Source organism: Bifidobacterium callitrichidarum (assembly GCF_003129905.1).
Lineage (GTDB): Bacteria > Actinomycetota > Actinomycetes > Actinomycetales > Bifidobacteriaceae > Bifidobacterium > Bifidobacterium callitrichidarum.
Genome location: NZ_QFFM01000012.1, coordinates 71,853 through 95,711 on the forward strand (window position 1 = coordinate 71,853; position 23,859 = coordinate 95,711).

General features: G+C 54.4%; 21 protein-coding genes. 7 read left to right on the forward strand and 14 right to left on the reverse strand.

Annotated elements, in window-relative coordinates:
- Nucleotide 1: 1 nt before the first annotated feature.
- From DF196_RS06960 to DF196_RS06980, 5 genes are all read right to left on the reverse strand, one after another.
- Nucleotides 2-1,099 (reverse strand): hypothetical protein, encoded by a 1,098-nt coding sequence (locus tag DF196_RS06960; RefSeq protein WP_109057135.1) that lies wholly within the window; start codon nucleotides 1,097-1,099, stop codon nucleotides 2-4.
- Nucleotides 1,100-1,228: 129 nt separating this feature from the next.
- Entirely contained in the window at nucleotides 1,229-1,915 is a 687-nt protein-coding gene (locus DF196_RS06965; protein ID WP_109057136.1) for a hypothetical protein, read from the reverse strand.
- 81 nt (nucleotides 1,916-1,996) lie between these two features.
- The gene (locus DF196_RS06970) at nucleotides 1,997-2,845 is read right to left on the reverse strand and encodes a hypothetical protein (protein WP_109057137.1); all 849 of its coding nucleotides are present in this window, start codon (nucleotides 2,843-2,845) and stop codon (nucleotides 1,997-1,999) included.
- Nucleotides 2,845-3,717 carry a hypothetical protein gene (locus DF196_RS06975; protein ID WP_109057138.1) on the reverse strand — a complete coding sequence of 291 codons (873 nt, stop codon included), beginning with the start codon at nucleotides 3,715-3,717 and terminating at the stop codon, nucleotides 2,845-2,847. The genes DF196_RS06970 and DF196_RS06975 overlap by 1 nt, the downstream gene beginning before the upstream one ends.
- Nucleotides 3,717-4,499 (reverse strand): hypothetical protein, encoded by a 783-nt coding sequence (locus tag DF196_RS06980; protein WP_109057139.1) that lies wholly within the window; start codon nucleotides 4,497-4,499, stop codon nucleotides 3,717-3,719. The genes DF196_RS06975 and DF196_RS06980 overlap by 1 nt, the downstream gene beginning before the upstream one ends.
- A gap of 224 nt (nucleotides 4,500-4,723) precedes the next feature.
- Between DF196_RS06980 and DF196_RS06985 the strand changes: the two genes are divergently transcribed.
- The 5 genes from DF196_RS06985 (at nucleotide 4,724) to DF196_RS07005 (ending at nucleotide 7,404) form a co-directional block, all read left to right on the forward strand.
- A complete protein-coding gene (locus DF196_RS06985) occupies nucleotides 4,724-5,104 on the forward strand; it encodes a hypothetical protein (protein ID WP_109057140.1) in 381 nt (126 codons plus the stop codon).
- Nucleotides 5,097-5,300, forward strand: a complete 204-nt coding sequence (locus tag DF196_RS06990; protein WP_109057141.1) for a hypothetical protein — start codon at nucleotides 5,097-5,099, stop codon at nucleotides 5,298-5,300. Before DF196_RS06985 ends, DF196_RS06990 begins: the two co-directional genes overlap by 8 nt.
- Nucleotides 5,294-5,899, forward strand: coding sequence for a 3'-5' exonuclease (locus DF196_RS06995; protein WP_109057142.1), 606 nt, complete (start codon nucleotides 5,294-5,296; stop codon nucleotides 5,897-5,899). The genes DF196_RS06990 and DF196_RS06995 overlap by 7 nt, the downstream gene beginning before the upstream one ends.
- Before the next feature lie 65 nt (nucleotides 5,900-5,964).
- Nucleotides 5,965-6,846, forward strand: coding sequence for a DsbA family protein (locus tag DF196_RS07000; protein ID WP_158276290.1), 882 nt, complete (start codon nucleotides 5,965-5,967; stop codon nucleotides 6,844-6,846).
- A gap of 87 nt (nucleotides 6,847-6,933) precedes the next feature.
- Nucleotides 6,934-7,404: a hypothetical protein gene (locus DF196_RS07005; protein ID WP_109057144.1), complete on the forward strand. Its 471-nt coding sequence runs from the start codon at nucleotides 6,934-6,936 to the stop codon at nucleotides 7,402-7,404.
- Nucleotides 7,405-7,485: 81 nt separating this feature from the next.
- Here the strand turns inward: DF196_RS07005 and DF196_RS07010 are convergent, their stop codons facing one another.
- Complete coding sequence (locus DF196_RS07010) at nucleotides 7,486-7,794, reverse strand: helix-turn-helix domain-containing protein (RefSeq protein ID WP_109057145.1); 309 nt, start codon at nucleotides 7,792-7,794, stop codon at nucleotides 7,486-7,488.
- A 56-nt stretch (nucleotides 7,795-7,850) separates the two neighbouring features.
- The gene (locus tag DF196_RS07015; protein ID WP_109057146.1) at nucleotides 7,851-8,198 is read right to left on the reverse strand and encodes a type II toxin-antitoxin system RelE/ParE family toxin; all 348 of its coding nucleotides are present in this window, start codon (nucleotides 8,196-8,198) and stop codon (nucleotides 7,851-7,853) included.
- Nucleotides 8,199-9,001: 803 nt separating this feature from the next.
- Between DF196_RS07015 and DF196_RS07020 the strand changes: the two genes are divergently transcribed.
- A complete protein-coding gene (locus tag DF196_RS07020; protein WP_109057147.1) occupies nucleotides 9,002-9,976 on the forward strand; it encodes a replication protein RepA in 975 nt (324 codons plus the stop codon).
- Between the two features lie 805 nt (nucleotides 9,977-10,781).
- Here the strand turns inward: DF196_RS07020 and DF196_RS07025 are convergent.
- The 5 genes from DF196_RS07025 to DF196_RS07045 form a co-directional block, all read right to left on the reverse strand.
- Nucleotides 10,782-14,066, reverse strand: coding sequence for a hypothetical protein (locus DF196_RS07025; protein ID WP_109057148.1), 3,285 nt, complete (start codon nucleotides 14,064-14,066; stop codon nucleotides 10,782-10,784).
- Between the two features lie 241 nt (nucleotides 14,067-14,307).
- Nucleotides 14,308-15,027 (reverse strand): hypothetical protein, encoded by a 720-nt coding sequence (locus tag DF196_RS07030; RefSeq protein ID WP_109057149.1) that lies wholly within the window; start codon nucleotides 15,025-15,027, stop codon nucleotides 14,308-14,310.
- 14 nt (nucleotides 15,028-15,041) lie between these two features.
- On the reverse strand, nucleotides 15,042-15,305 hold the full coding sequence (locus tag DF196_RS07035; RefSeq protein WP_146194728.1) for a hypothetical protein: 264 nt from the start codon (nucleotides 15,303-15,305) through the stop codon (nucleotides 15,042-15,044).
- A 65-nt stretch (nucleotides 15,306-15,370) separates the two neighbouring features.
- The gene (locus DF196_RS07040) at nucleotides 15,371-16,375 is read right to left on the reverse strand and encodes a hypothetical protein (RefSeq protein WP_109057151.1); all 1,005 of its coding nucleotides are present in this window, start codon (nucleotides 16,373-16,375) and stop codon (nucleotides 15,371-15,373) included.
- A gap of 105 nt (nucleotides 16,376-16,480) precedes the next feature.
- Nucleotides 16,481-17,374: a PD-(D/E)XK nuclease-like domain-containing protein gene (locus tag DF196_RS07045; RefSeq protein ID WP_109057152.1), complete on the reverse strand. Its 894-nt coding sequence runs from the start codon at nucleotides 17,372-17,374 to the stop codon at nucleotides 16,481-16,483.
- A 334-nt stretch (nucleotides 17,375-17,708) separates the two neighbouring features.
- Here DF196_RS07045 and DF196_RS07050 point away from each other — a divergent pair, with 334 nt between their 5' ends.
- The gene (locus DF196_RS07050; RefSeq protein WP_109057153.1) at nucleotides 17,709-18,764 is read left to right on the forward strand and encodes an ssDNA-binding protein; all 1,056 of its coding nucleotides are present in this window, start codon (nucleotides 17,709-17,711) and stop codon (nucleotides 18,762-18,764) included.
- Nucleotides 18,765-18,891: 127 nt separating this feature from the next.
- Here DF196_RS07050 and DF196_RS13270 read toward each other — a convergent pair whose 3' ends face one another.
- Both DF196_RS13270 and DF196_RS07065 read right to left on the reverse strand, forming a co-directional pair.
- Nucleotides 18,892-21,951, reverse strand: coding sequence for a hypothetical protein (locus DF196_RS13270; protein ID WP_146194729.1), 3,060 nt, complete (start codon nucleotides 21,949-21,951; stop codon nucleotides 18,892-18,894).
- A 92-nt stretch (nucleotides 21,952-22,043) separates the two neighbouring features.
- Nucleotides 22,044-23,858: a cell division protein FtsK gene (locus DF196_RS07065; protein WP_109057156.1), complete on the reverse strand. Its 1,815-nt coding sequence runs from the start codon at nucleotides 23,856-23,858 to the stop codon at nucleotides 22,044-22,046.
- Nucleotide 23,859: the final 1 nt, after the last annotated feature.

A 23,859-nucleotide genomic window follows, 5' to 3' on the forward strand; every position in this document is an offset into this window, starting at 1 on the left:
ATCAGTATGCCTTCCCGTGCTCAACAATGCTTACGTCCACGTATCCGTCTGTGTCGAAGTAGTCGACCATGGCGTTGTTGTTGCTGTACGTGTATTGGTGGCCGACTTGTTCGCAGAGTTTGCGGACTTTGCGAACTTGCGGGGTTTCGACGCGGCAATCCCATTCGGAGCCTTCGAGTTCTTCCCCATTCTTCATTTTCTGGTTGATGCGGTTGGCTTGTTCACGCCATTCGTCGTCCGTGAGACTGCCGCCGTTCGCTTCGAGTAGACCGCGGATGGCTTTCTTGTCTGGATTGTCGTAGCGGTCGTTTTCCGCGATGGATTTCCAATATTGTTCGGGTGTGGGCACGTAGTAGCGTGGCACGCCTTCGGGGAGTGTCACTTTGATTCGTGCGGTCCAGTTCATCGAGTATTCGCTTTTACGGACGCTGATCTTCCAGTCTTTTGGAATGTCACCGTTCTTCTTCAACTGTTTGAAGTCCTCGCGCATGAGCTTGGTTTTCTCGGTGGATGTGAGATTCGGATCGTATTTGCCGCCGACTCGTTTGGTTCCGCCCAGATAGCCTTCGGATACGGTTGATTCGGTGATAACAGGATTGTCCTTGGAGCGGGATTCCGGATTGCAGGCTTGATCGTATGCGGTGCGAATGTTCGCGCCCATTTCGTCTTCGAGCCTGCCGGGCGTGCTGGAGACTCCCCATCCGGTGTCCTCCCAGTCGCCGTCCTTGTTGATTTTCTGTTGGGTGGCGGTGAGCATCATCCCGTCCGGGTCTTCGTCCATTTTCAGTTCGGATCGGAGGTTCGGGTATTTGTCGCTGGTTATGTAGACGCGCCCGTGGTCGCCCATGATGATGGTCGAGTCGGGGTGTTTTTCCGCTTGTTCTTTGACGGCCGCCGCCGTCTCGTGGCATGCGTTGAGGCGCGGGTCGTCATTGTCGAGCCATTCGTCGCTGAAATCAGTGAATGCGTATTCGGTGAAGTCGGCTTCGCGTTCCTGATCGGTGGTTTCCGGTATTGTCCCGGGATGGCTGCTTTCGTCCTTTTTCCGGTATTCCCCGAACCGGTTGCGTGGATGATCGGCTTCGTTGTATCCGGCCATTGGTGACGCCCCTTAAGAGAAGAATTGGGAGAAACCTTGTTGTGTTAGGTTTCTCCCAAAAAGCTAAAGGTGTGTTCTGTTTCTGTCCGCACGGTTCACATTGAGTCCACGAACCGTCCGCATATTGGACTACCAGTCGAATGCATCCCTATCCTGCAACTCCGCAGCAGCATTCTCACGCACGTTCGTATTATCATCCCACAACATTTCACGCACCCTATCAGTCGGCAGACTATGACTGCTGATGGCCGCGCTGCGAATCATCCAATTCTCGTCACGACTCTCATACAAGCATCGTTCCGGACTCAACTGGCCCGACTGCAAGGCTGCGATACGAACACACTGCCGGTTATCCAAACTCGCGTCACCAATATCCCAACTCATCTGCTCCACACGCTCATCAGACAGTTGACCACTGTTGATGGCGGCAGCACGCAGCATGGCGGTATCCCCGTCAATCGGACTGCACCGGCTCAACCAGTCGGCATCATCAGCCGAAACGTTCCCATTCTCCACGTAATCCAACGCCGACTGCAACGACCGTTTACCGGTCATATGCCGCAAATCGCTCATACTGCATGGATGGTCGAGGGTCATTTCGTAAGCCATATGCTTGCCAATGACCTCCTCCCTATAGGAGCGGTCCTGCACGCATGGTGGCACAATATCGTATCCGACGCCGGATCGAGCGTCCAATGATTCCACGTCCGGAGTGTATTCGGGGAGCGTGCCGGGTAGTCCTCTGCCGTTCTTTTCGCGATATTTGCCGAACCGATCCCGTGGATGTTCGGCTTCGACGAAGCCTTTGTTGACCATGCGTAGACTCCTATAGGATTGTACGATTCTGGGGTTTGGTTATTAACTTATTGGAATGTTGTTGGCTTATAGTGCGCGACGCTAATACGGTTGATTCGCGAGCCTTCGCGGATCGGTGGGAATCGTCGGAAGCGTCCCGTACACGTTCCGCTGTGCCGTCCTGTTCTTGTATTCCGCGTATTCCGCGTATCGTTGCTCATGTTTCCGCAACCTGGCCTTGGTCGTCTCATCGATGTCGTCACGGTCGGAAAGCAGCGCACCCATCTCCGGGTCACGGAATTCCCTGAAGGATGCCCGATCAGTTTCGGTTTGCAGAGCATCGTTCTTCTCCAACCACTGGTCGGCGAACTCCTGCGCGTGCGGCCACGCCGGGTTCTTGGCTAGACTGTGGATGAGTCTTGGCGAATACTGCTCCTCATAAGCACGCCAGACATCCTCATCCGTATGCTCATTAAGCGAATCGCAGGTCAATTCCGCCATATCGCTACCGCCATAGAGGTCACGGTTGCGTTCGAAAATGGCCCTCGCCCTATCGCCGGTCAAATCCTTGCGAAGCAACACTGCACGATTGACCTCCCGCTCGTTCGCGGCACAGAGCATGCCGAACTGAACCGGCGTAATCCTTTCGGCGGTCTTGGCGAACGTTTCGACCGAACCCCACTCCTCGTCCTTCACGCTTCCGCGCCTGTTGGCTCGGAGACGACGCATCAGCTTTCTGGTCGTATCATCCAGGTCAGCGGTATCGGCTTTGAGGATACGCCCCTGCCGTTTGACGAGCTCCTCGCCACGTTCGATTCCAGCGGCTTCCTCATCCGGGTCGTATTCGCTGCTCTCCACAGTTGGCAAAGTGCTTGGTAACTGTTTCTTGTTCTTGTTTGCATACTTGCCGGAAGAATCCCTGACATGCTTGCTTTCGTCGTAGACTGCCATTAGTTACCTCGCTTGAAGAGCCGGGAGAACCATCCGCGTATGCCAGAACGTTTACTTGCCGGCTGTGCGGGTTGTTGTTGCTTCGGTTTGATGGACTGTTTCCACGCTTTCTGAAGCTGGTCGCGTACGTCGTCACTGAAGTCCATTCGTTGGGCGAACAATGCTCCGGCGTTCCGATCGTTGACAAGATACTTTCCCGTACTACCGGAGATAGGACGAGGTTGAGCGCCGGATTGCTGCAGCATCCAGTTCTTCGCATACGCATAGGCGCGCCCGGTAGGCCACGCATGGTTCAGGATCATTTTGTTGCGGACGACGGCGGCATCTTTACCGGGAGTGGACCATGCAATTTTTTCGAACTCGTCCCATTTATCCATTGAAGTACGCCGGTCAAGCCGTTCGACCGTGTGCATCGCCAAACCGGACGGGTTTCCGGATCGTGCGAACAATGTGCGGGCGCGTGGCCCGGTGGTGTCGGCTCGAACCATGAGATCCTGGTTCATGCCGGCTTGTTCAAGGAATGCGAAGCGGGTTCCGTTCATGGGTTTGGGGCTGAGGGCGAGGCGTTTCAACGCGCTTTTATCACGCTCGTTCAACGGGCCTTGTTGGGCGCGTTTGGCGATATCCAATGCGAGCTTGTCGTCATCATCCAATCCGGTGAGACTATCCAAGTATTCCGGAGTAGGCTCCTCCCCATCCTGAAGAAGCTTGTATCCTCGGATCATCGCCTTGTCATGCGGGTCGACTCCCAGCATCGGATCAGCGGCTTTCGGAGGCAATGGCACGGATGGTCTGCCGCTTTTATCGACTTTCCGCCATCGACCGTACTTGTCTTTCGGATGCTTATTCGGATCATAATCGGAACCGGACATCACGCCCTCCCCTCTTCAACCCACCTGATACCAGCCGCCATTGCGTCACGCGCGTTCGCGAACGCTTGACGGTAGGCGGTTGGATCATCGTTGAAATCCTTGGCTTCTGGCGCGTTCGGCCCCTGGTAGATGAGCCGATAACCGTCGCCTTCCCTGCCGAGGTTCGCGGTTCGTTCCTTATTGGTTTTGCTGACGATACGCCCATACCCGTTCGGGCCTTCCTCCATGTCGATGTCAGGATGGTGGGCGAGGGCTTCGTTGGCTCCGTCGTTGAAGTCGTATCCGATTTTGTCGTCGAATTCGGGAGTGTAGGAGAGGTCGTCCGCGTAGGTGACTTCCGCTTCGGTGTAGTAGACATTCGCATCATCGTCTTCGACGCTGTTCGCCGCGAGGTCTCGTATGGCGTCCTGATCGTTCCATGCTTCCTTGAGTTCGTCGGCATCATCGTAGAGGTCCATGTTGCCCCATGCGATGTAACGGTTGCGGTCGATTTCGGGGAGTTGTTCGAATTCCTTGGCGCTCACATAGAGTCCGTTGTCTATCCGGTAGCAGTCTTCCCCGGGTGCTAGTGCGCGTTGATCGTATTCGTCCTGGGCTTTTTTGATGAGCGTCTGGTCGAGGAAGCTCATGCGTTCCCTGCCACGTTTGGCGAAATCTTCGTTGATGTTGACTTGGTTCATATCGGGCATGGGGAGTGCGCCGGGCTGGTTTTTGCCTGTTTCTTTGAAGGTGCCGTCGGTGTTGCGTGGATGTTCGCTAGGGTCGAATTCGTTTGATGCCATGGTTTCTGGGCTTTCGGTTCTTGTGGTTTTGAGCTGGTTTCAGGGTATTGGTGGATTCTGTTGTTGGTTGCACGGTTCGCATGATGTCCGCGTTTTGTCCGTAGTGTGGACGTTTTCAATGGTGGTGCGACATGCCGGTTCCCGTGAAAACATCCCACTATCATGATATTCTGATATCGTCCACACGATATAACTGAAAACAACGGAGAGGAACAAACAAACAAATGACCCAAGCAAACATCGGCAAACGCATCGGATTCACCCACGTCGACGGAACCACAACCATCCCCGACGAAAAAACCATGCACAACCTAGGATTCCGCGCCACCAACGGAATCTGGTACTACAGCCGACCCGTGGGCCCTCTCCAATACAACACCAGCTTCAACATCGAAATCGACCCCGAAACCGGCGAATACGGGGAACTCACTTTGGACGAGGATTTCGGCCAACCCTACTATTACAACGGCATGCAGGATGAAATCCGCAACCAGTACGTGCAGGACATCGACCGGACCGTGGAACGCTTCCACCGGAACGGGTTGACCGGCATCAACGTGGATCACTCCATGTACGGGTATCACCGGGAGGTGGCCCATGCCTAAACTCACCCCCACCTCCAAGGCGATGGACATGCTGCGTGCCGGCGACGATCCGACATGGGTCCGCCAATGCACCGGCGTCTCCTACGAGCAGCTGCGAATGCTGCAGAACCTACTGTCGCAGGAACACGAGCCACAGGATGAAGCCGATACCCGGGAACCCGACGCTCCCGGCGAGGAGGCGATCGGATTATGGTAGCCGTCGCCAGTCTCAAGCCACAGGAAATCCCCACCGACCAGCAGGAACGTGAGGATTACTTCCGTATGCTCCGAGCCATCCCATTGGACAGGGTGCTCGTGTTCGATACGGAAACCACCGGCACCGGTAGTAGGGATGAGGTCATCCAGGCATCCTTCTGCGACGGCAACGGTGACATCCTGTTGAATGAGCTGGTCAAACCGTGGAATCATTACAAGTGGCCGGACGCGCAGCGCGTGCATGGGATCAGTCCCATGGATGTGATTCATAAGCCGTTCATGAGCGAGCTTGCGCCCACTATCACCCGCCTGTTGGATGAGTGCGAGGCTGTAGTCACTTATAACGGTGTGTTCGATATTCGTGCTCTACTGCAGTCCGGGGTGGAGATTCCGGACTTGGCGCATAAGCCGTGGGTGGATGTGATGAAACTGTTCGCCCCAATCTACGGGCAATGGGATTCCCGATATGACGACTGGAAGTGGCAGCATCTGGGAGTCGCCGCAGATTACTACGGTTTCAAATTCCACGCGCATGATGCGGCCGAGGATATTCGCGCCACTGCAGCCGTATACAGGGGTGTGATCGGACTGCCGGTCTGACACCACTACCACTGGATTTCGTTATTTCCTAATGTAACCGACACCTATATATAGGAGTACCAATCTTGTCATCCAAGAAAACCAGTAAGAAAACAACCACTACCGACAACGTCTTCGAACAACCTTTCACCGAAAAAGAACGCCGACAGCAAACCGTAATCGGCGCAGTCGTCGTCGCAATCATCGCCATCATCGTGTTCGTAGGAGGATTCTTCCTCTACCAGAACCTGAACGCCGACAAAATCGCCCAAGCGAAAGTGGCAGAGGAATCCGAACTCGCATACCAGAAGCTACAAAACGATCCGAAACCCAAGTATGCAACCAAAGACGGGGCTTTCATCATCAGCAACCGCGGCTACAACCAGCCAATCAAGAATGTACCGACAGTAGGGGTATATCTGGAGCCTTTATGTCCCGGCTGCGCGAATGTTGAACGTACACTCGGCTCTACATTCCAGAGCCTTGTCAAGAACGGACAAATCAACCTGGAAGTTCATTTCATGACCTTCCAAGACAACAAAAGCTCCGACGACTACTCAACCCGCGCGATGAACGGGGCCATCAACCTCACCCAATACGACAAGAACCCCCAGCATTTGTTGAAGTACCTGTCGAATATCTTCGCGGAGAACTTCCAACCCGGAGAACTCTCCTCATACAAGAGCGTATCCACAGAGCGATTGAAGCAACAGGCCATTGACGCCGGCGTAAAGAAACAAGTCGCAGACCGTGCCTTCAAAGATGATTCCAACTGGCAGACTTGGCTCAAAACGGCCGACACCTACACTTTCGGCCGAACCGAACTCTATGCAAAGGGAAACGATAGCTTCAGCACTCCAACTATCACTATCGATGGCAAGCGTTGGAATGCAGAGAATATGACGACCGAGAGCCTGCTGTCAAAACTTGGTATTCCATCAATGAATACAACCACAGAAGCAAGATGACTCTTTGACTTCAGGTAATTAGTTCCGGTGCTATCCACGACAATCATTGGTAGCACCGTTTTTTATGTTCTAAGTTAGGAACTCTCCATGAAGCTCTATTACAAACTCATCAGTCTTTATCAAAAATACCAGCTTATTTGTTGGGTAACGGGACTTGCCACTGGTCTAATGACTCCGGCTCTTGGTTACGGTGTCTACATAGTACAGTTCATTAAGAAGAACCGCGGATTAGAAGCTGATAATCCCGAATTGGTATCGGAGCGCGTCATGGCTAATCCTGTTGAGTTTCTAACGACCAGCCTAGGTGGCATCTTAGGGATACTTGCAAAATGGATTCTCATCATTGGGCTTGTGATTATCCTTCTGAATATCTTGTTTTACGTTTTGAGTCTTGCCTCTAACCTAGCTACCTCAAAACCCCAGAAGTCAGAAGAAACGGAATCCGAATCAGACGACACCGATCAAACGGAGGCAGACAGTGAAGAGCCTCCCGTTGATTTGGACTCCGAAGAATTCCTTGATGATCCGGAAGAACTAGATGATTACGGTCAGGACTGATTCGAGCTCGTCAAGAGGTCCAATCAGTCCTGACATATCCGAGTCATGGAATCACCAATACGTCAAGACCAGCCTGATACATCAGACCAGTTGAAGCTTCCTACCATCCGGCATCAAAGCCGTGATTTGCAGTTTTCCACCAATAGCTTCCAGGTAGCGTCGGAGAGTGCTGACTTCCGTCTTATCCACGTCACCGGATTCGAGGGTGCTGATTCGTTTTTGGCTCACCCCCATACGTTCCGCAATGGTCTTCTGGGTAAGATCCTGAGCCTTCCGAGCTTCCTTTAGCTCGTAAAGACGGATCTCGTCAAGCATGCGCTCTTGCGCCCGGGCGATTTCCTGTTCGTCAAGGTTGTGATCCGCCTTGAATTGTTCCAGTGTGTAGCTCATTTTTCGATTCCTTTCGCCTGTTTCATTAGATTGAGTGTTTTTGTTTTGGATTCTTATCACTCACTGTGGTCTGATAACCATTTCTCGTAACGGGCTTCTGCTTCATCTATGGCTTTTCTATACCACTTGTTCCACTTGTTCTGCTTGTCACCTCCTACCAGCATTACGGCCTGTCTGCTTGGATCGAATACAAACAAGATTCTGACTTCGCTTCGACCGGATGATCCCGGTCTGAGCTCTTTTAGGTTTTGTATATGAGAGCCTTCAATCTTTCCGACAATAGGTCTTCTCAGTTGCGGCCCGTACTGCTGCAGCAGCCGGAGGGCTGCGTAGACTTGAGTGGCACTGTCTTTATCCAGATCCTTCAGCCAGTCCTTTATTAGTTCAAGTTCTACTTTAAACATAACACAAATATACCTCTAGGGGTATATTTTGTCAATCATTTCCATCACCCCATTCATCGACCGCCACCTATTACCTGGGCGTACCACGACAAGACCAAGTCTTGAATATACGTAAGTATTCGAGCAGATGAAGCCGGGATCCCAGCAACCAATAGGGCTGTTTAACAACGACTGAAGTATGCCACACTTACAAGGGAATCGGATTTTGCATATCTCCAAAAGGGTGATATACTGTCAATTACTACACGAAAAACGAGGTTTCAATGAAAATACGGCCACATAAACGAAAACACTCCCTCGGGATCTGAACTTGAAGCATAAGGCAGTATTCCCGAGTCTAAAGAAAGTTTCCACCGATGTGACTGAGTGGATCCTATAATCCGGTTTCTGCTTCATTCCCCACGTCAGTGGGGTTGACCCTGTACGCCGGATACAGGGATGACAGGGAGCCTCTTTAAGTAGAGAAAACAGGAAATCTGCTGTCGCTCAACGGAAAAACACACATTTTCCAGAGAAACGACCGTTGGAATTCCGCCGTTTCTCTGCCTTGTCCCCACGTACGTGGGGTTGAATCCCATCACCATCGACGGCAAACGCCGGAACAGCGCTTGTCCCCACTTACGTGGGGTTGAATCCGCTGGTCAAGCCATCGCCACTGGTGACTGTGCCTTGTCCCCACGTATGTGGGGTTGAATCCATCGGCATCATGAAAAATTTCAAGACCGTCTTCTTGTCCCCACGTACGTGGGGTTGAATCACGTCTCCTCTTTCACATCTCCTGACGGCAAAATAGAATCATCTTCATGACCGAAAACATGGGAGATGCCACGCAGGAGGCTTTTGACGCGGAGATCGTAGGCAACGAGTTGGATCTGCGCAAGGCTGACTTGTTGAACGATATCAACAACCGGCAACCGAACAGTGCCGAAATCTGGTATGGCCACAGTATTCTGACCTCGACGCTTTTCCCTGCATCTCCACCTAAGCCTGGCGTGGATTTCGTTGCCAAGAGCAACGGAACCTTGGAGTACCTGTTGGAAGCCGGCGTGGATTCTAACCGCCAGCGTAAGTTTCCTTACGGGAAGTATCCTCGTCTGCTTATGGCGTGGATGGCAAAGCAGATTAGGGCTGCCGGGAAAACCAAGACTGCTACGGTCGACCCATCCACGCATACGATTACCATTCCCAGCATTTACAAGCTATGTGATGAAATGGGCCTGTCACAGGGGGGTAGAACCTCTCATGATGTACAGGAACAGCTAAGGCTTCTGCTGGCTTGCCGTATTTCGGTGCGTCGTTCCACTGGTTTTGCCGGACGTTCGATTGACGATATAGTCTATCTTCCATTGGTAAAGGCAGTCAGGAATGTCAATGACAAGAATGACGCCGGTTATTCAGGGGCCATCTTTGAGCTAACCGAAGAAGTCTATAACCGGTTAGCACGGGAGTCTGCTCCGTTCGACACACGCGCGAGCTCCTACCTCCTAAATGGGAGGAGTGTCCTTCCGTACGATGTGTACGTCTGGTTGACTGGGTCCATGAAGGAACTCAAACATGATCTGCCTATCTCATGGGAATGGTTGCATGAAAGATTCGGCGACACAATCGGCACTTTGAAAAACTTCAAAGCGGGCTTTCGGCGTGCCGTGGAGAAAGTTCGTCAGGTATACCCATCCGTGAATGTGGATTTCGACAAGAACGGAATCGTGCTCCACCCCTCGCCTACCGCTATTTCGGCACGGCCATCGAAGGCTGAGAAGTGGCTGTCTGAAGATTGATCGGATGCGATACTCCAATGTGATTTGGATACGATGGCCCATTAGCACTGGTTCAGCCTACATGGAGTATCGTATCCTTTTTGCTGTGCTCCGGTTTAGGAATGGACTATCGAAGTATTTTCGCGGAGTATCGTATCCAGCTGAGCGGCATCATGCCAATCTGAGGGTTGGAAGGCATGGAATCTAACGGTTTCCGGGATTATCGAATCCGTTTTCCTCTCGAATTCTGCCGAAAGGGGACTAGCATATCCTGCTCCCTGGTTTTCCGTGGAGTATCGCATCCTTTTTGTTGAGATGAGACACTGCGAAGCGTGGAGTATCGTATCTTTTCCTTTGACAGGTCATGGAGTATCGAATCCGATTAGTGGAGTAACGTATCCTTTTTGCGCAATGAGCTTCGATACTCCATTAATCAGGAGGCTCACTCCGGCAAGAATCGCCGCGACACGCCGATCATCCTACACATGGAGCATCGTATTCATCCGTAATGGAGTATCGAATCTATCATGCAGTATGAGAAAAATGCGGTTTGGAGTATCGAAGCCGGCTGATTGGAGTATCGTAGCCTCAAACATGGAGTATCGTAGCCTAAATCGTGGAGTATCGTATCTTCCAATGTTGAATAAGCCTTACTCCCGTAAGGGTTGAGAGACTCCACTTATAGTGTTATAGAATCATATTTACTTATAGTTAACCGAATCCGGAAGGACTGTAAAAACCGGATAGGATACTCCATTACGAAAGTGGCTTGCACCCAAACCAAATCGGGTGCAAGCCACTTTTCGCTCAACCTAATGCCGGTTGATTAGTCCTTCTTTTCCTCACTATCCTGAGCCGGCTTACCGTCGTCGTCTAGAGCGATGTCGGCGGCGTTGATGTCCGTTCCGTTCTTGCGACGTAGCAGTTTGTTGATGCCCATGACGATGGCGGCAATCACTGCGAGGATCACGGCGCTGATGCCTACGATTGCTCCGTTGACGCCGGTGGCGGCCAGAGCTGGGTTCTCGTACACGTGCACCTTGTATTGGACGCTGGTCAACCCGTCACCACTGGTGACTGTGATGACTGCGTCGGCACCGTTTTTGTCGGTGTTGACGCTCATGCCGGTGAGCTTGTCGTACTGGGGGCTGACCATCCACTGGTCGGCACGGTTGACAGGCACCTTGTACTCGTGCTTGTCGGGGTTGAAGCCTTCGATCTTCTTGCCGTTGACGAGAATGCCGGTCAGGCTCGCGTAGTTGGTTTTCGCAGTGATGTAGGTGACTGTGAAAACATGCTGTTGCGGGAAGCTCATGTCCTTAGGTAGGACGGTGACCGTGTACTGGTAGGTCATGCCGGTGGTGAGCTGGCTGACGACACCAATGGATTGGCCGGTCTTGCCTTCGTAGGAGAAGGTTGCGCCTTCGGGAATCTGGTAGTCGTCTTTGTCGACTGCCACGTAGGTTCCGTCCTTGGTGACGTAACCGTGGGAGACCAGGCTGGCGTCGGAGTCGTTCTCCGGGTCGACGGTCGTCTTCTGGGCGATCGGATCGGCCGGTTTGAATTCCTCGACGGCGGTCTTCCAGGAGTGTTCGCGGACGACGGTCAGAGAGTAGGTGCGGGATGCGCCGCTGGCCTTGTCCACGACGACCCACTCCTGTTTCACGCTGTCTGCGGTCTGGGTGACCTTGCCCGGGTGGACGTCGACAGCATCCTTGTCGAAGGTGGGGAGCACGTACGGGCTCGGATCGTTTTCGCCGACCGTAATCGTGTAGTCGAGGCGGTTCGGATTCCAACCGTCAACCAGTTGGCCTTGCACGTTTTCACCGGTCTTGTTCACGTAGATGCCGGTCAACTTGGCCGGACTGTCGGCTTTGATGTCGGCGGATGCGAACTTGACGGTCACCGTGTAGGTGGCTTCCGTGTCCTTGCCCTTGTTCAGGGTCATGGTCAGGATACGAGTGCCGTTTGCACCGACGCTCACGCTGACCGGGGTGACGGTGGCGTCCGCACCCAGCTTGTAGCCGAGCGTGAACCCGTTGTTCGTGGACTCGTAGGGGCGTTCCACCGTGTAGTCGTGGGTTTGCGCGTCGAACTTGATGTCGACCGGAATGTTCTCCTTCGGGTTCTCCGGGTTGCGTTCCAACACGTTGAGGCTCAGGAGACTGTCGTTCCAGGTTCGGGTTGCCGTGGCGTCGACCTTGTAGCGTTGCGTGACGTACAGGTTGGAGGCCGGGTCGGTGACCTTGTATTCGCCTTCGATGCTGCCAGTGCGGACGGCGTGACGGGTCTTGTCCTCGTCAACGGTCTGCTGCTTCTCCCCCAGTGGGACGGTGATCTTGGTTTTCTCACTGTCGTTGAGGGTGATGCTCACATCGTCCGGCTTGTCCTGATCATCCAAGGTTGCGGTCGGTGCGGTCGTGGTGAACAGGCCGCTGTCCTTGTCTTGGGTGAATTCGCCTGGCTTGTCGCCATCCTGATCGTATGTGACGAGTTTGCCGTAATCGTAGTTGACGGGCACGTCCAGCTTGAACTTCTGCTCGTCGTTCTTGTAGTTGGCGGTGCCGTTGATGTTGATGACGCCAAACTTGCTGGTGCTGGAAGCAGTGCCGAGCACGCCGTCATAATTGAGGGTGACCTTGGTTTCACCATCGGTGGCGGTCAACGTCTTGTCCGGGCTGGCCTTGTGAGTGTCCTTCACGGAAGCCGTCCAGGCGCCATCCTTGTAGGTGAACTGGATGGTCTTCCCATCGACCTTGGCCGTCCACTTGTAATTGGCGACGGTCACGTTGACGGTGATGGTACGGCCATCATTGGTAGTGCCATTGTAGGTGGCGACCTGCTGGCCCTTGTCGTTGATGGTCTTTCCACCGAGCTTCAACGTGACGTTTTCGGTGCCGTCAACGGTTGCAGCGGTGAAGCTTTTGGCTGCGTTACTCCATGGCATGTCCGTGCTGGCGGTCATGTCACCGTTCTCATCAGGGGTGAGTTCGATGTTCTTGTCCTTGCTGACCGCGGCGAACCATTTCGTTTCAGTTCGGGAGGCGGTCAGTTGCGCGGAGTATTTGAATGTGGCCTTGAAGTCCTTGGCGTTGTCCGTGGTTTCCTCGACCAGGCTGAATCCGCCGGACGCGCTGCCGGTCATGCTGAAGATGTGATCCTTGCCGACCTGGCTGCTGGATAGGCTACCCCAGTTGATGCTGACACTGTTGCCGTTGGACAGTTCAAGCTGCTTGACCAGTGGCGTGTTGAGCGAATTGCCTTTCACGCCGGACAGGGCGGTGACGATCGGGGATGCTGGTTTGAAGCTGCCGTCCGCCTGCTTGACGAACTGGACGGTGTATTTGCCGGCCTGATCCTTGGCCTTGATTTCATCCCCGGACTGGTAGTCGGCCGGCTGGGTGATGTGGAACTTGTTGGACGCATCCTTCTGACCGGAGTAGTCGGCCGTGCCAACGACGTGGAAGACGCCGAACACGTCTGTCGTGTCGATGCTCTTGGCGGTCAGACTGTCACGGGTGAGGTTGATAGGCGCATCCGTCTTGTACGAGTAGACGGTGTAGGTCTTGCCCGGTGCGCTTGTCGCCGCTGGCGCAGTGCCGTTCCATGTTTTGGAGGCCGCGTCATAGGTGAGCGGAATCTGCTTGCCGTCCGAATCCTTCAGGTAGAAGGTTTCCGGGGCGATGTAGGAAACGGTGACGTTCGCGCTTTTCACTCCCCCCAGGTCTTTGAGACCGGAGTCCGGTACGGTGTAGGTGACGGTACCGTCCTTGCGTTCGTTGATTTCACTGTAACGGTATGCGTTCGCGGTCTTGGTGGTGCCGTCCGCCGCCGTATAGGTGATGGTGATGTACTGGCCTGGGATGCCCTGGTAGCCGGTGATGGTTCCCAACAGGTTGCCATCCTTGTCCTTCACAAGATCAGCGGTCTGATCGCCGGCCTTGACGGTCCAGGTTTCCTTCTTTTCCGGGGCAGTGGTGCCACTGTCACCGGTGCCGCCGTCGACTGCGGACGCGGTGATTGCAGTGCCGCCCATGGTTCCCAGTAGGGCCGCGGTCGCGGCCATTCCGGCGACCGTTTTCCGGAAAACGGTCTGCTTTGTTTCTGACATGTATTGTCTCCTTCTTCGTCCCCGCATGCGGACGGGTTTGAGAGAGATTTTCGATGCCGGGATTCCTGAGTGTCCTGTGAGGATAGGGTCTCGGCATCCGACAGTCAGTCAGACTAGTGGTAATTCGGTTGGGGTTATGACTCGGTTCTTGATTGGGTTCTTGCATGGAAAAGCCCGGTGGTTCACGTCACGTTTTGCGACGCTCCCCTACCGGGCTTTCCCTTAATTGTTCCGTTCCGTACTATGCCTGTCGGCCGAAAGCATCGAAGGCGGCAGACAGCTTGTCTCTGATCTGCGCGAACTGAGCCATGGCATCAGCCGCGATCTTCTTCTGACGTTCCGCTTCGGCCGTCGCATCATCCATCAGCTTCTTCGCGGCCGCAGCAGCATCCTGCTTCGTCTTCTCGGCATTATCCGTAGCCTCATTCAGCAACTGTTGAGCCGCATTCTCCGACTGCGTCTTCAACGATGCCGCGGTCTGCTTCGCACTGGTCACCAGATCGTTCGCGCTCTTCTGCGCGGCGGACACAATCCCGGAACCCTTCTCCGTCGCCTGACGGACGATACCTTCGGCCTTCGTCTTCGCATCCGCCACGGTCTTCGCGCCGTCAGCATTCGCCTTGTCCACAACCGCCTGGGCGACCTCCCCCAACGACAGGTACGCCTTACTGGAGCGTTGCAGCTTCTCATTCTCCGCTTCCAACTGCTCATTACGGGCGGACAGCTGCTCGATCTGCTTCAACAGGGCCTCATGTTCCGTCTGCAACCCCTCATGCTGGTTGGCCAACTGTTCATACTGGGCGTTCGCCTCGTTGAGCTTGCCGTTCAACTGCTGGTTGGTTTGATGATCCTCATCCAACTGATGCTGCAGGTCGGTGACCTGCTGGTTCAGATCGTTGACAGCGGCATCGACCTGAACGGGATCGTAGCCTCGGAAAATCGTGGTGAATTGTTCCGCCATATGATGTTGGCTCCTTACTTGTTGCGGCGTTTGCCTTGTTTACGGGTCTTCTTGGAGGTTTTCTTCTGCGCCGCCTTTTCAAGATATTGGTCTTGTCGGGCTTGTTCTGACGCGGCCTGTTTCGCTTGTCTGCGTTTCTCCCTGTGGAGCATGATCTTGTTCCAGATGAGACTCCACCATGCGTGGATGAGAACCAGGAGGGCGAACAGGAGGCTGAGGACGGTGACGAGGCTTTCACGCAAGTCGATTTGACCGTCTTTGGGGACGATGACGCTCATGTAGATGATGCTCGCGATGAAGATACCCACGGCCAATAGAGTGCGTAATAGGGCTGTCCGGAGGTTCATCGGCGTCTCCGATCGTACTCATTCCAACCGTTTTCAACGCTCAACGCGGTCGCCAATGACAGGTAGAACGAGTCAGGTACCGGAATGACGCGCAATGTCACGTAATGGTATCCGCCGATGGAGGGGATGCTGTCTCGATGGAAGACGACGCCGCGACAATACTGGTATTGGGTTCCCCGCCAGGCGTGCGCGGCCACCCCTGATTGGAGTAGCGCGTTCACGGTTTCGGCTGAATTGTCCGGGTCGGCTTCCATCGGGCCGACGTTGCCCGTATAGCTGATGCCTGCGAGGATCAGGTATTTCTCGCAACCCCAATAGGTTTGCTTTCCCCATTGGTCGAGCGCACAGTCGATGAGTTTCCGAGTGGTTTTCTCCCGCTGGCCGAAAGCGTCTCCCCTCCCCCATGTGGTTGACTTGTGGGCGCCGTGCTGGCGGGCTTTCAGATCGGAGTCGGTTAGGTTGCTGCTGATCCACAGGTTGTTGGGGATTCGGAATTTGACGACGTAACCACCCCACCCGTCCGGTTTGAGCGGGGTTGAGGCCCATTCGCGTTCGATTTCACCGGACAGTCCGCCGACCGGTTGGAATACGGGGTTGCTGTCGGGTACTGGCAGGATGAACAGTCGGAGGTGGTAGGTGCCGCGGCTGGCGGGTTCGGATAGTTGGAAGTAGATGGTTGCGCAGCGATGCCAGGCGTCGTCGTCGGGCCAGAGTTTGCAGTCGCTTCCGGCGTCGATGATGGGTTTGACTGTTTCGGCGGCGCGACTGGGGGTGACGTTGTTCATTCGCGGGTAGGCGACGCCGACGAGTGCGATGAACCTGTTGACTTTCCATGCGCGTCCCTGTTGTTTGGCTTGGCGGATGACCTTGCGTGCGATGTTGCGGACTTCGTGGCGTTTGCTGGCACGGCTTCGTTCGGTTTGGAGCGTGTCTGTTCCGCTCCAGTACACGTCGGGTATGGTGAAGTCGAGCTGGTAGCCGTCGCGTTTGTTGGGTATCAATGTCCGCCTCCGAAAGGTGTTCGGGAAGTCGTATGAAGAGTGGTTGGAAGAAAGATTAAAGGTAGGGGGAAGTCGTTAAGAACATTCCCCCTACCTTGGGTTTCACTACAGCAGGTTCTCGGCGGCCTTCACGATCCAATCCGGGAACTCCGCCTCATGCGGGGTCTTGGAGTAGCCGTTGCGGATGCACCATTCGGCGGCCGCATCGATGCCCTTGCCGTATCCGGCGTCCTCGCCCTTCTCGACGCATTCGGCCATACGGGTCAGACCGTTGCGGATGCTGGTGCGGGCAGCTTCGGCCATTGGATTGTCGGCGCTGATGGTGATCGGGCTCCAATCGCAGGCTTCGGTCTTCTCGAAAGCCCAGAACTGCATGCCGGATGCGAGGCGCTCCTCACGGCCGATTTCCTTGGGGTCGACCTGTGCGACGGCGGCACGGTAGAACTCGGCTTGGATGTGGTACCCGTAGTTCCATGCTTCCTTGGCGAACTCCATGTCGTTGGCGCTGCGCGTGCTCTTCAGATCGATGATGTAGTCGACGCCGACCGGCACGCAGTCGGGCTTGGCCTTCAGGGTGAGACCACTCTTCTTGTCGACCCATTCGATGACGTGCTCGCAGTAGCCGGATGCGAGGATGTCCATGAAGTCGATGGGGCCTTCGAGGCTGGAGCGTTCGATGTTCTGCTTCATGAGTTTGAGGGTCTGCATGTCGTCGTAGCTGACGACGATTTCGCCGGTGCCTTCGTGTTCGGCTTTCCAGGCTTTGCCGTCCTTGGTGGTGAATTTCATGCCTTCCGGGGGTGCGATGACGTCGCCGGTGTTCATGAGGTAGGCGTGGAATGCGGTGCCGAAGCTGAGGGCTGCGGTTTTCTTGACGGTGCCGTGGAGGCGGCTGTAGCCCCAGTTGGCGGGGTTGTTGAGGAATGCTTTGAGTTGGCTTTGGTCGAGGGATGGGAGGGCGAAGTATTCTTCGTCGGTCATGTCGATGAGGTGGCTCATGGTGTCTTCTCCTTTTTTGTTCCACCGTTTTGGTGGTGCGGTGGTTCCGCTTTTTGCTCTTTCTGTGTGGACGTATTCAGTATATTACATGTGGCGGGCATGACACGCCGATACTGATATTTTTCACACGTTTTTATTGGCGGGCATCTAGCGGGCCTTATATTCGCGACGGTTTTACGTGCGTACGCATGTAAAAGGTGTGGATTCGATACTCCAGTTGGGCTTGCGTCGGGCTGTACGCTTGTTTCGGCGTGTCGGAAAACCGATAACGCTATACTGATAACGTCCACACAAAGAGCAGGGTAAACAACCACTCAAAAATAAAGGAGAAGAGATGCCTACCATCTACCAGACCCACGTCAAAACCATCCTCCCTGTCCGCCTCGGCTACTCCAACCTCTACGAGCCCCGAGCCTTCAAAGCCCAGAAGGAAACCGACGACAACAAGCCGCAGGCCGCACCCAAGTACTCCCTCAACGCCCTCATGGACAAGATGAAGGACGCCAAGAACATCAAGCGCTTCACCGCCGCCCAGCAGGCCGCCATCCAGCGTGCCGTAGACCGCGGCAATTGGAGCAAGCGCATGGTCAACTCCGCCAGCCTCTCCTTCCGAGACTGCGACGAATACGAGATCAGCGTCAAGGTTGGCACCGAGGACAAGGTCATGACCCTCGCCGAACAGAACCCCAAGAAGGAAGGCAAGTACGAGCTACGCGCCTCTAGCAAGGCCAACGCTCGCCCGCAGGTCTACTACATGGACAAGAAGGGCAAGATCATCCCTATGCCCAAGCCCATCACCGACCCGGATCCGGACGACCCTCGCGCCATGGCTGAGGCCGACCGTATCCACGTGTTCTGGGATGAGCAGGTGTACGCCGGACAGAACGCGCTCGTGTCCGTGACCTTCGGCACTTGGAACACTCCTGCAGGTAACGGTGTGCGCGCCAGCATCGACTGGGTGCTTATCGTCGGCGGTGGCACCCCGGAGGGTCAGGTCGAATTCAAGGACGACTTCAACGAGGACGACATGAGCCAGCTGCTGGCTTGGCGTAACGCCAACGCCGCCTCCACCCCGTCGTTCTCCTTCGAGGATGAGGATACGGTGGATGAGACCACTGGTGAAGTGGTCGATGAGCCGAAGCCTCGCAAACGCAAGCCCGTCGACGATGAGGATGAGGAGGAGACTCCCGCCCCGCGTCGTCGCACTCGTAAGCCGGTTGAGGTTGATGAGGATGAGGCTGATGATGAGGAGCCCGTCACTCCGCGTCGTCGCAAGGCCCAGCCTGTCGAACTCGATGACGATGAGGAGGAGACGCCGGTTGTCAAGCGTCGCTCCCGTCGCCCGGTGGTTGAGGAAGAGGAGGATTTCGACGAGCCCGATGTCTTCTAATCTCTAATCGATTCTCGCACTCATAAAGCCGTTGGTATCACATGTCTCGGGGTCACGGTTCCCGAGACATGAACGGTTATGAATTAGGTCCACTCCCCTGCAATTGGTGAGTGGACCTAATTGTTTATCAGCCGATGTTGCCGCCCGTGGTTCCAGGCGAAGGCGTCGGTGTCGTCGGCGTTGTCGGTTTCGACGGTTGGGTTGGTGTCGTCGGCGTGACCGGCGTATATGAGGGTGTGTATGAAGGCGTGTAGCTCGGAGTGTAGCTGGGCGTGTACTGCGGCGTCGACTGCTGTTGCTGTTGCTGCTGCTGGGCTTGCTGTTGAGCCTCCTCCTCGGCCTTCTTCTTCGCTTCCTCCTCCGCTTTCTTCTTATCCTCCTCGGCCTTCTTGGAATCCGCGTCAGACTTGGACTTGCTCAACGAGTCCACGAGCTTCGTCATGGCCTTGATGTCCGTCGAAGCATCCTTATAGTTACTGGAATCAATCTGCACTCCATCCCATTTCGACTCGTAGGATGCGATCGTCTTCTTCTGCGCTGCGGTCGCGGCTTCCTTATAGGTGGCGAGTTTCTTCAACAGGTCATCCAACTGGCTATTCATCTTCTCCGCTACCCCACCCATTTGTTGCGCGTAGGCTTTACGGAGATTGTTCGTCGCCGTGGTCAACTGTTTGGTGGTTTTCTGCATCGTCTTCAAGGATGGTTCCTTGGCTTTGACGAGCGTCTGGAGATCCTTCAATGGTGTGGCGACTTCCTTCTCGTCGGCGACGGGACTGTCTTTCACTTCGTTGACGAGGTTGTTCGCGTTTTCCAATGCTGTCGCATAGTTGGCTTTGATCTTGTCTTGCTGCTTCTGTTGCGCGACCTGGGCCTGTTGTTGTTCCTTTTCCAATTGTTTGACCTGGTATACGCGGATGCCCGCACCGATGCCGATGACGATGAGCGCGGCGACGAGGAAACCTACGCCGATGAAGAGGATTTTCTTCAGGTCGAGGCCTGACCCGGATTCGTCTTCGTCGTCTTCACTTGTATTAGGGTTGTCGGTTTGAGCGTTTGCGGGGTATGGGGGTCTTTTGATTGAGGACTTGTTGCCTCTACGATTTGAGACATTGTTTGCTTGTGGTTGTGTGGTGTCTTGGGTTTGTCCCCAATCGTCTTCTGTATCTGTAGTGTTGTCGTAGTCTTCTCCCCAAGGGTTAGAGGAGTCTACCGTTTTCCGGTTCGTTTGTCGTGGGCTTGTATTGTTCTGTGGGTTGCGGAGTCTGCGGTTTGTATTCCTATTAGGCTCTACGTTTTGTTGGGCGGAATCGTCTTGTCTTGTATCGGTATCGAAGTCTGAACCCCAAATATCATCGGAGTCTACGTTTCGAGTATCAGAGGACTGTGGAGCATTGTTGGACGGAGCATTATCGGCGTATGGGCCTAGAGGGTCGCTTTGCTTGCGGGATTCATCGTCCAGAGGATTGTAATATCCGGAGTCCTCTCCCCATATATCCCCCGAATCATCTTGGACGGTAGGGGTATTGGACACGTTCCTATTGGAACTATTGTTGTCTAGTCCTGTATTGCTCTGTCCGTCTGTATCCCAATCACCCCAATCATCTTGCCCTGTAGACATAGATGATTGTGTGGCATTGAAGGAATCATCTCCACGATTATTGGAGACGCTGTTTCCTCGGCTGTTATTGCCATACAACCCTATAGTGTTGTGTGAGTCTTTGCCTTGTCCCCCATAAATGTTGGATGCACTGAAAGTGGGTTCCTCTACGTCCTGTGGACTGTCGTCGTCTGCACCCCAAAAGTCATCGGCGTCGTCGGTTGGAGGTGTCGCCGGGTCTTGCTGTGTCCGGTTTGATGCTTGTGGGGTATCGAATTGGTCGTCGAAAGGATTATCGAAGTCGTCAGAGGCCCGCTGCGCGGGTTTGACCGGTTGACCCGACTCGTTGTGTGGGTCGGGTTGAGTTCGCCTGTTAGAAGCCGGTTCTGCGGCTGGGGGATTCGACGGCTTTATGTTCCAATCATCAAAGCCGTCATCGTACTGATTGCCAGAGTCGTACAATCCTATAGAGTTGTCCGACTCTGGTTCCGTACGCTGATTGGATTGTACGTTGCTGGCCGGCAACGCCTCTATCATCCAATCATCAGAATCATCATCCCCCATATCAGACGGAGGTTCTTCGACAGCGTTCGTCTCCGGTTCTCGCCCTTCAGATGTTGCCGGTTCTTCCACTGGAGCCTTGATGGGGTCTTCGAGCGTAGACCAATCATCCTCATCATCCAGAGGCATGACGTTGTCAGGAGTATTCGCCTTTGCTCTTACTGCAGGAGAAGATTCCTCCTGCACAGTATTGGAAGGCTCCTGTCCTGTATCATTCGGGACGTAGAGGCTTGGAATGCTTATATCCTCATACTCGTCTTGGTCCATATCGTTCAATGGCACATCTTCGGAGAGAGGACTGGGAGTATCCGGTTCTATGTCTCGCTGGTTTGAAGCATCCGGACTTTGTGCTGAGTAATCGTCTGCACCACGACGGTTCTGTTCTTCAACACTTATTGGATTAGGGGACTCTGCCTGTCGGGGAGTCTCGAACGGTAAGGCTTCGATTACAGACTGCTCTGGTTTCTCAAGCGTATGAGGTTCGAGGGCTTCAACATTATTACCCTCTGACCTCGTAACATCATGGGCTTCAACAGGCGTAGCCTTATCACTCTTGTGCCCTGAAGTCACGGAGGGTTTAATCCCAAGAGGACTCCTGCGTTTGCGGGCTGCTGAATCAGAGGACACTACTCCATCGGTATTATGGGACGCTTCGTTTATGCGACTCTTAGCCACTGAACGCATTGCATTAGAAGCCTCTGACGTTTTAACACCAGAAGACTTTGCTGTTAGAGGAGCCTTCTTCGATACTTCACTAGTCTTCTTAGCCTTTGAAGACTGAGTGTTAGAAGACTGTTTGTCTTGCGGTTTGGAAGCCATCACACCAGTAGGCCTAGACGACTTGGTGGCAGTAGTGGCAGAAGCCTTCTTTCTTGTAGTCGTAGAAGACTTCACTGCGTGAGATTTAGAAGACGATTGGCCTCTCGACTTAGAATCATTCAACCCTATAGGATTGTGTGACTCTCCCGAACGATGACTCTTCGGGTCATCATCCACGACATTATTGCCGAGAAGCCAATCTTCAGCCATCCCGTACTCCTAACAAATCTACTCGGAGTTCCGATTCCTAAGCGACGAAAAGAGTACTGGACGAAACCATGCGGTTAGGACGCACTCCGGGTTCACATGCCCTTCGCCGCAGCGTTCCTCGCCTCCAACTTCGCCGACTCGATCGCACTCATATGCGCGGCACGAGCAGCACCCTTCAACGGCGCATCATGCTCCGCGACATCACGACCGTCGATACCGAAACCGCCTTCGTCATGCAACCGGTCGGATGCTTCGTCGAGTGGATCGTCGTCGCTGGTGAGACCGTCGTCGGGTTTGCCTGCGGCGGTCGGGAACAGGTTGACGATGACATCCCAGGTGAGTCGTCCGGAGTTCATGTCGCCCTGTGGCGGGTTGATTTGGCGGACTCGTTCGGCGAGGATGTCCACCCAATCCTGGTTCTTGTTCGCTTCGAAGTAGCCCTTGTAGACGCAGGCTTCCTGGCCGACGAGTTCGGCCACGCCGGTTCCCTTGCCCATGCCTTCCTTGATGACGTTGAGCGGGACGACGGGAGCGTGCTTCGGGTCCTTCAATACGCTTTTGCGGGTGGCGTCGGGGACTTTTTCGCCGACGATGATCTTCGACTGGAGGTTGGTTCGCATGATGGGTGGGATGCCGGCTTCCTGTGTGGCGGATTGGCTGGCGTAGATGCCGGTGACGCCGACGTATCGTGCTTTCTGGACGATTTGGAGCATGCTTTCCTGGATGCTGAACTTGACAGCATTCTCATATTTTTTCCTGAGTACATCGGGGTTATCTTTGTCCAGACCAGCCGGAAGACGAGCCGGAACATCAAGCTGGCTGATCTCATCCATGACCAGAAGAATCGGCGGATACTTCTTCTTCATCTCCGGAGGAATATCCCACCAGTTCACCCAACCATGCTCATGCCAGACCTTCGCACGCTCATCAACCTTGAGCAGCACCTGCAGGAGCATCGCCGCAGTGGATTCCAAACCGTCGCAACCCCAGCCGTTGAACGCCACGTAAGGGCGGCACCAGTTGTAATCAGTGCTCTTCCCCTGCTCGTCGCCGATATACAGTTCCGCGCCGGCAATCAATCGTCCGTAGATCAGCGAGTCGATGACGACGGACTTACCGCCACCAGCCTCACCGCACACCAGGACGAAGCTGGCGTTCTTCCAATCATTCGACAACGGTTCGCCGGTCTCGCGTCCCTTGTCCGGCAGTTTCATGCCGAAGTAGCTGCGACGCACGTCCGGTTTCGACCAGATGCTTTTCGGCATGCTGATCGACGGTTTGAATGTCGGAGGATTACCCGGGTAGACGATGACGACGCCGCTTTCCGGGTCGGCTTTGAAGAACCAGCCTTCCTTGCCGACGGTTTCCACGGCCTCCTGCATCTTGTTGTCGTATTTGGACGCCTGGTAGATGGTGGCGTCCTTCTTGATGCGGATACGCCAACCGTTCTCCGGGGTGCGGGTGACTCGAATCTGCCATGGTTTGACACTCAACGCGGCGGCGAAGATACGACGAGTGGACAGGGTCTTCTCATCCAACTGTTCCAAACGGACCATGCACTTGGTCGGCTCGGGTCGCATGAATTCGGTGACATAGAATCCCGGATTCTGGGATTCAAGCAAGGCGACGGTTTTCTTCTGCGCGCCGATGTCCGCACCTTGGTTGACGTCGAGGCTGATGAATTTCGACCCCGCGTTGTCATCCTGACTGTAGTTCATCGGTGCGATGTATGCGTAAGTGCCGTCATCGTCCACGTTCCAAACCGAATAGCCTTTGATGGCCGGGTCTTTTGCGGCTTTCTCCTGGATGAGCGTGGTCAGTTTGATCATGTCGTCCGGATTGGTTTTATCGAATGCGCCGAAGATTTTCTTCAACGGGATTTTCTTGACTGGGTTTTCCTTGGTCATA

Excerpts from the sequence above, each read along its gene's own strand:
- DF196_RS06960 (WP_109057135.1), bottom strand. The coding sequence starts at position 1,099 with ATGGCCGGATACAACGAAGCCGATCATCCACGCAACCGGTTCGGGGAA.
- DF196_RS06965 (WP_109057136.1), bottom strand. The coding sequence starts at position 1,915 with ATGGTCAACAAAGGCTTCGTCGAAGCCGAACATCCACGGGATCGGTTC.
- DF196_RS06970 (WP_109057137.1), bottom strand. The coding sequence starts at position 2,845 with ATGGCAGTCTACGACGAAAGCAAGCATGTCAGGGATTCTTCCGGCAAG.
- DF196_RS06975 (WP_109057138.1), bottom strand. The coding sequence starts at position 3,717 with ATGTCCGGTTCCGATTATGATCCGAATAAGCATCCGAAAGACAAGTAC.
- DF196_RS06980 (WP_109057139.1), bottom strand. The coding sequence starts at position 4,499 with ATGGCATCAAACGAATTCGACCCTAGCGAACATCCACGCAACACCGAC.
- DF196_RS06985 (WP_109057140.1), top strand. The coding sequence starts at position 4,724 with ATGACCCAAGCAAACATCGGCAAACGCATCGGATTCACCCACGTCGAC.
- DF196_RS06990 (WP_109057141.1), top strand. The coding sequence starts at position 5,097 with ATGCCTAAACTCACCCCCACCTCCAAGGCGATGGACATGCTGCGTGCC.
- DF196_RS06995 (WP_109057142.1), top strand. The coding sequence starts at position 5,294 with ATGGTAGCCGTCGCCAGTCTCAAGCCACAGGAAATCCCCACCGACCAG.
- DF196_RS07005 (WP_109057144.1), top strand. The coding sequence starts at position 6,934 with ATGAAGCTCTATTACAAACTCATCAGTCTTTATCAAAAATACCAGCTT.
- DF196_RS07010 (WP_109057145.1), bottom strand. The coding sequence starts at position 7,794 with ATGAGCTACACACTGGAACAATTCAAGGCGGATCACAACCTTGACGAA.
- DF196_RS07015 (WP_109057146.1), bottom strand. The coding sequence starts at position 8,198 with ATGTTTAAAGTAGAACTTGAACTAATAAAGGACTGGCTGAAGGATCTG.
- DF196_RS07020 (WP_109057147.1), top strand. The coding sequence starts at position 9,002 with ATGACCGAAAACATGGGAGATGCCACGCAGGAGGCTTTTGACGCGGAG.
- DF196_RS07025 (WP_109057148.1), bottom strand. The coding sequence starts at position 14,066 with ATGTCAGAAACAAAGCAGACCGTTTTCCGGAAAACGGTCGCCGGAATG.
- DF196_RS07030 (WP_109057149.1), bottom strand. The coding sequence starts at position 15,027 with ATGGCGGAACAATTCACCACGATTTTCCGAGGCTACGATCCCGTTCAG.
- DF196_RS07035 (WP_146194728.1), bottom strand. The coding sequence starts at position 15,305 with ATGAGCGTCATCGTCCCCAAAGACGGTCAAATCGACTTGCGTGAAAGC.
- DF196_RS07045 (WP_109057152.1), bottom strand. The coding sequence starts at position 17,374 with ATGAGCCACCTCATCGACATGACCGACGAAGAATACTTCGCCCTCCCA.
- DF196_RS07050 (WP_109057153.1), top strand. The coding sequence starts at position 17,709 with ATGCCTACCATCTACCAGACCCACGTCAAAACCATCCTCCCTGTCCGC.
- DF196_RS13270 (WP_146194729.1), bottom strand. The coding sequence starts at position 21,951 with ATGGCTGAAGATTGGCTTCTCGGCAATAATGTCGTGGATGATGACCCG.
- DF196_RS07065 (WP_109057156.1), bottom strand. The coding sequence starts at position 23,858 with ATGACCAAGGAAAACCCAGTCAAGAAAATCCCGTTGAAGAAAATCTTC.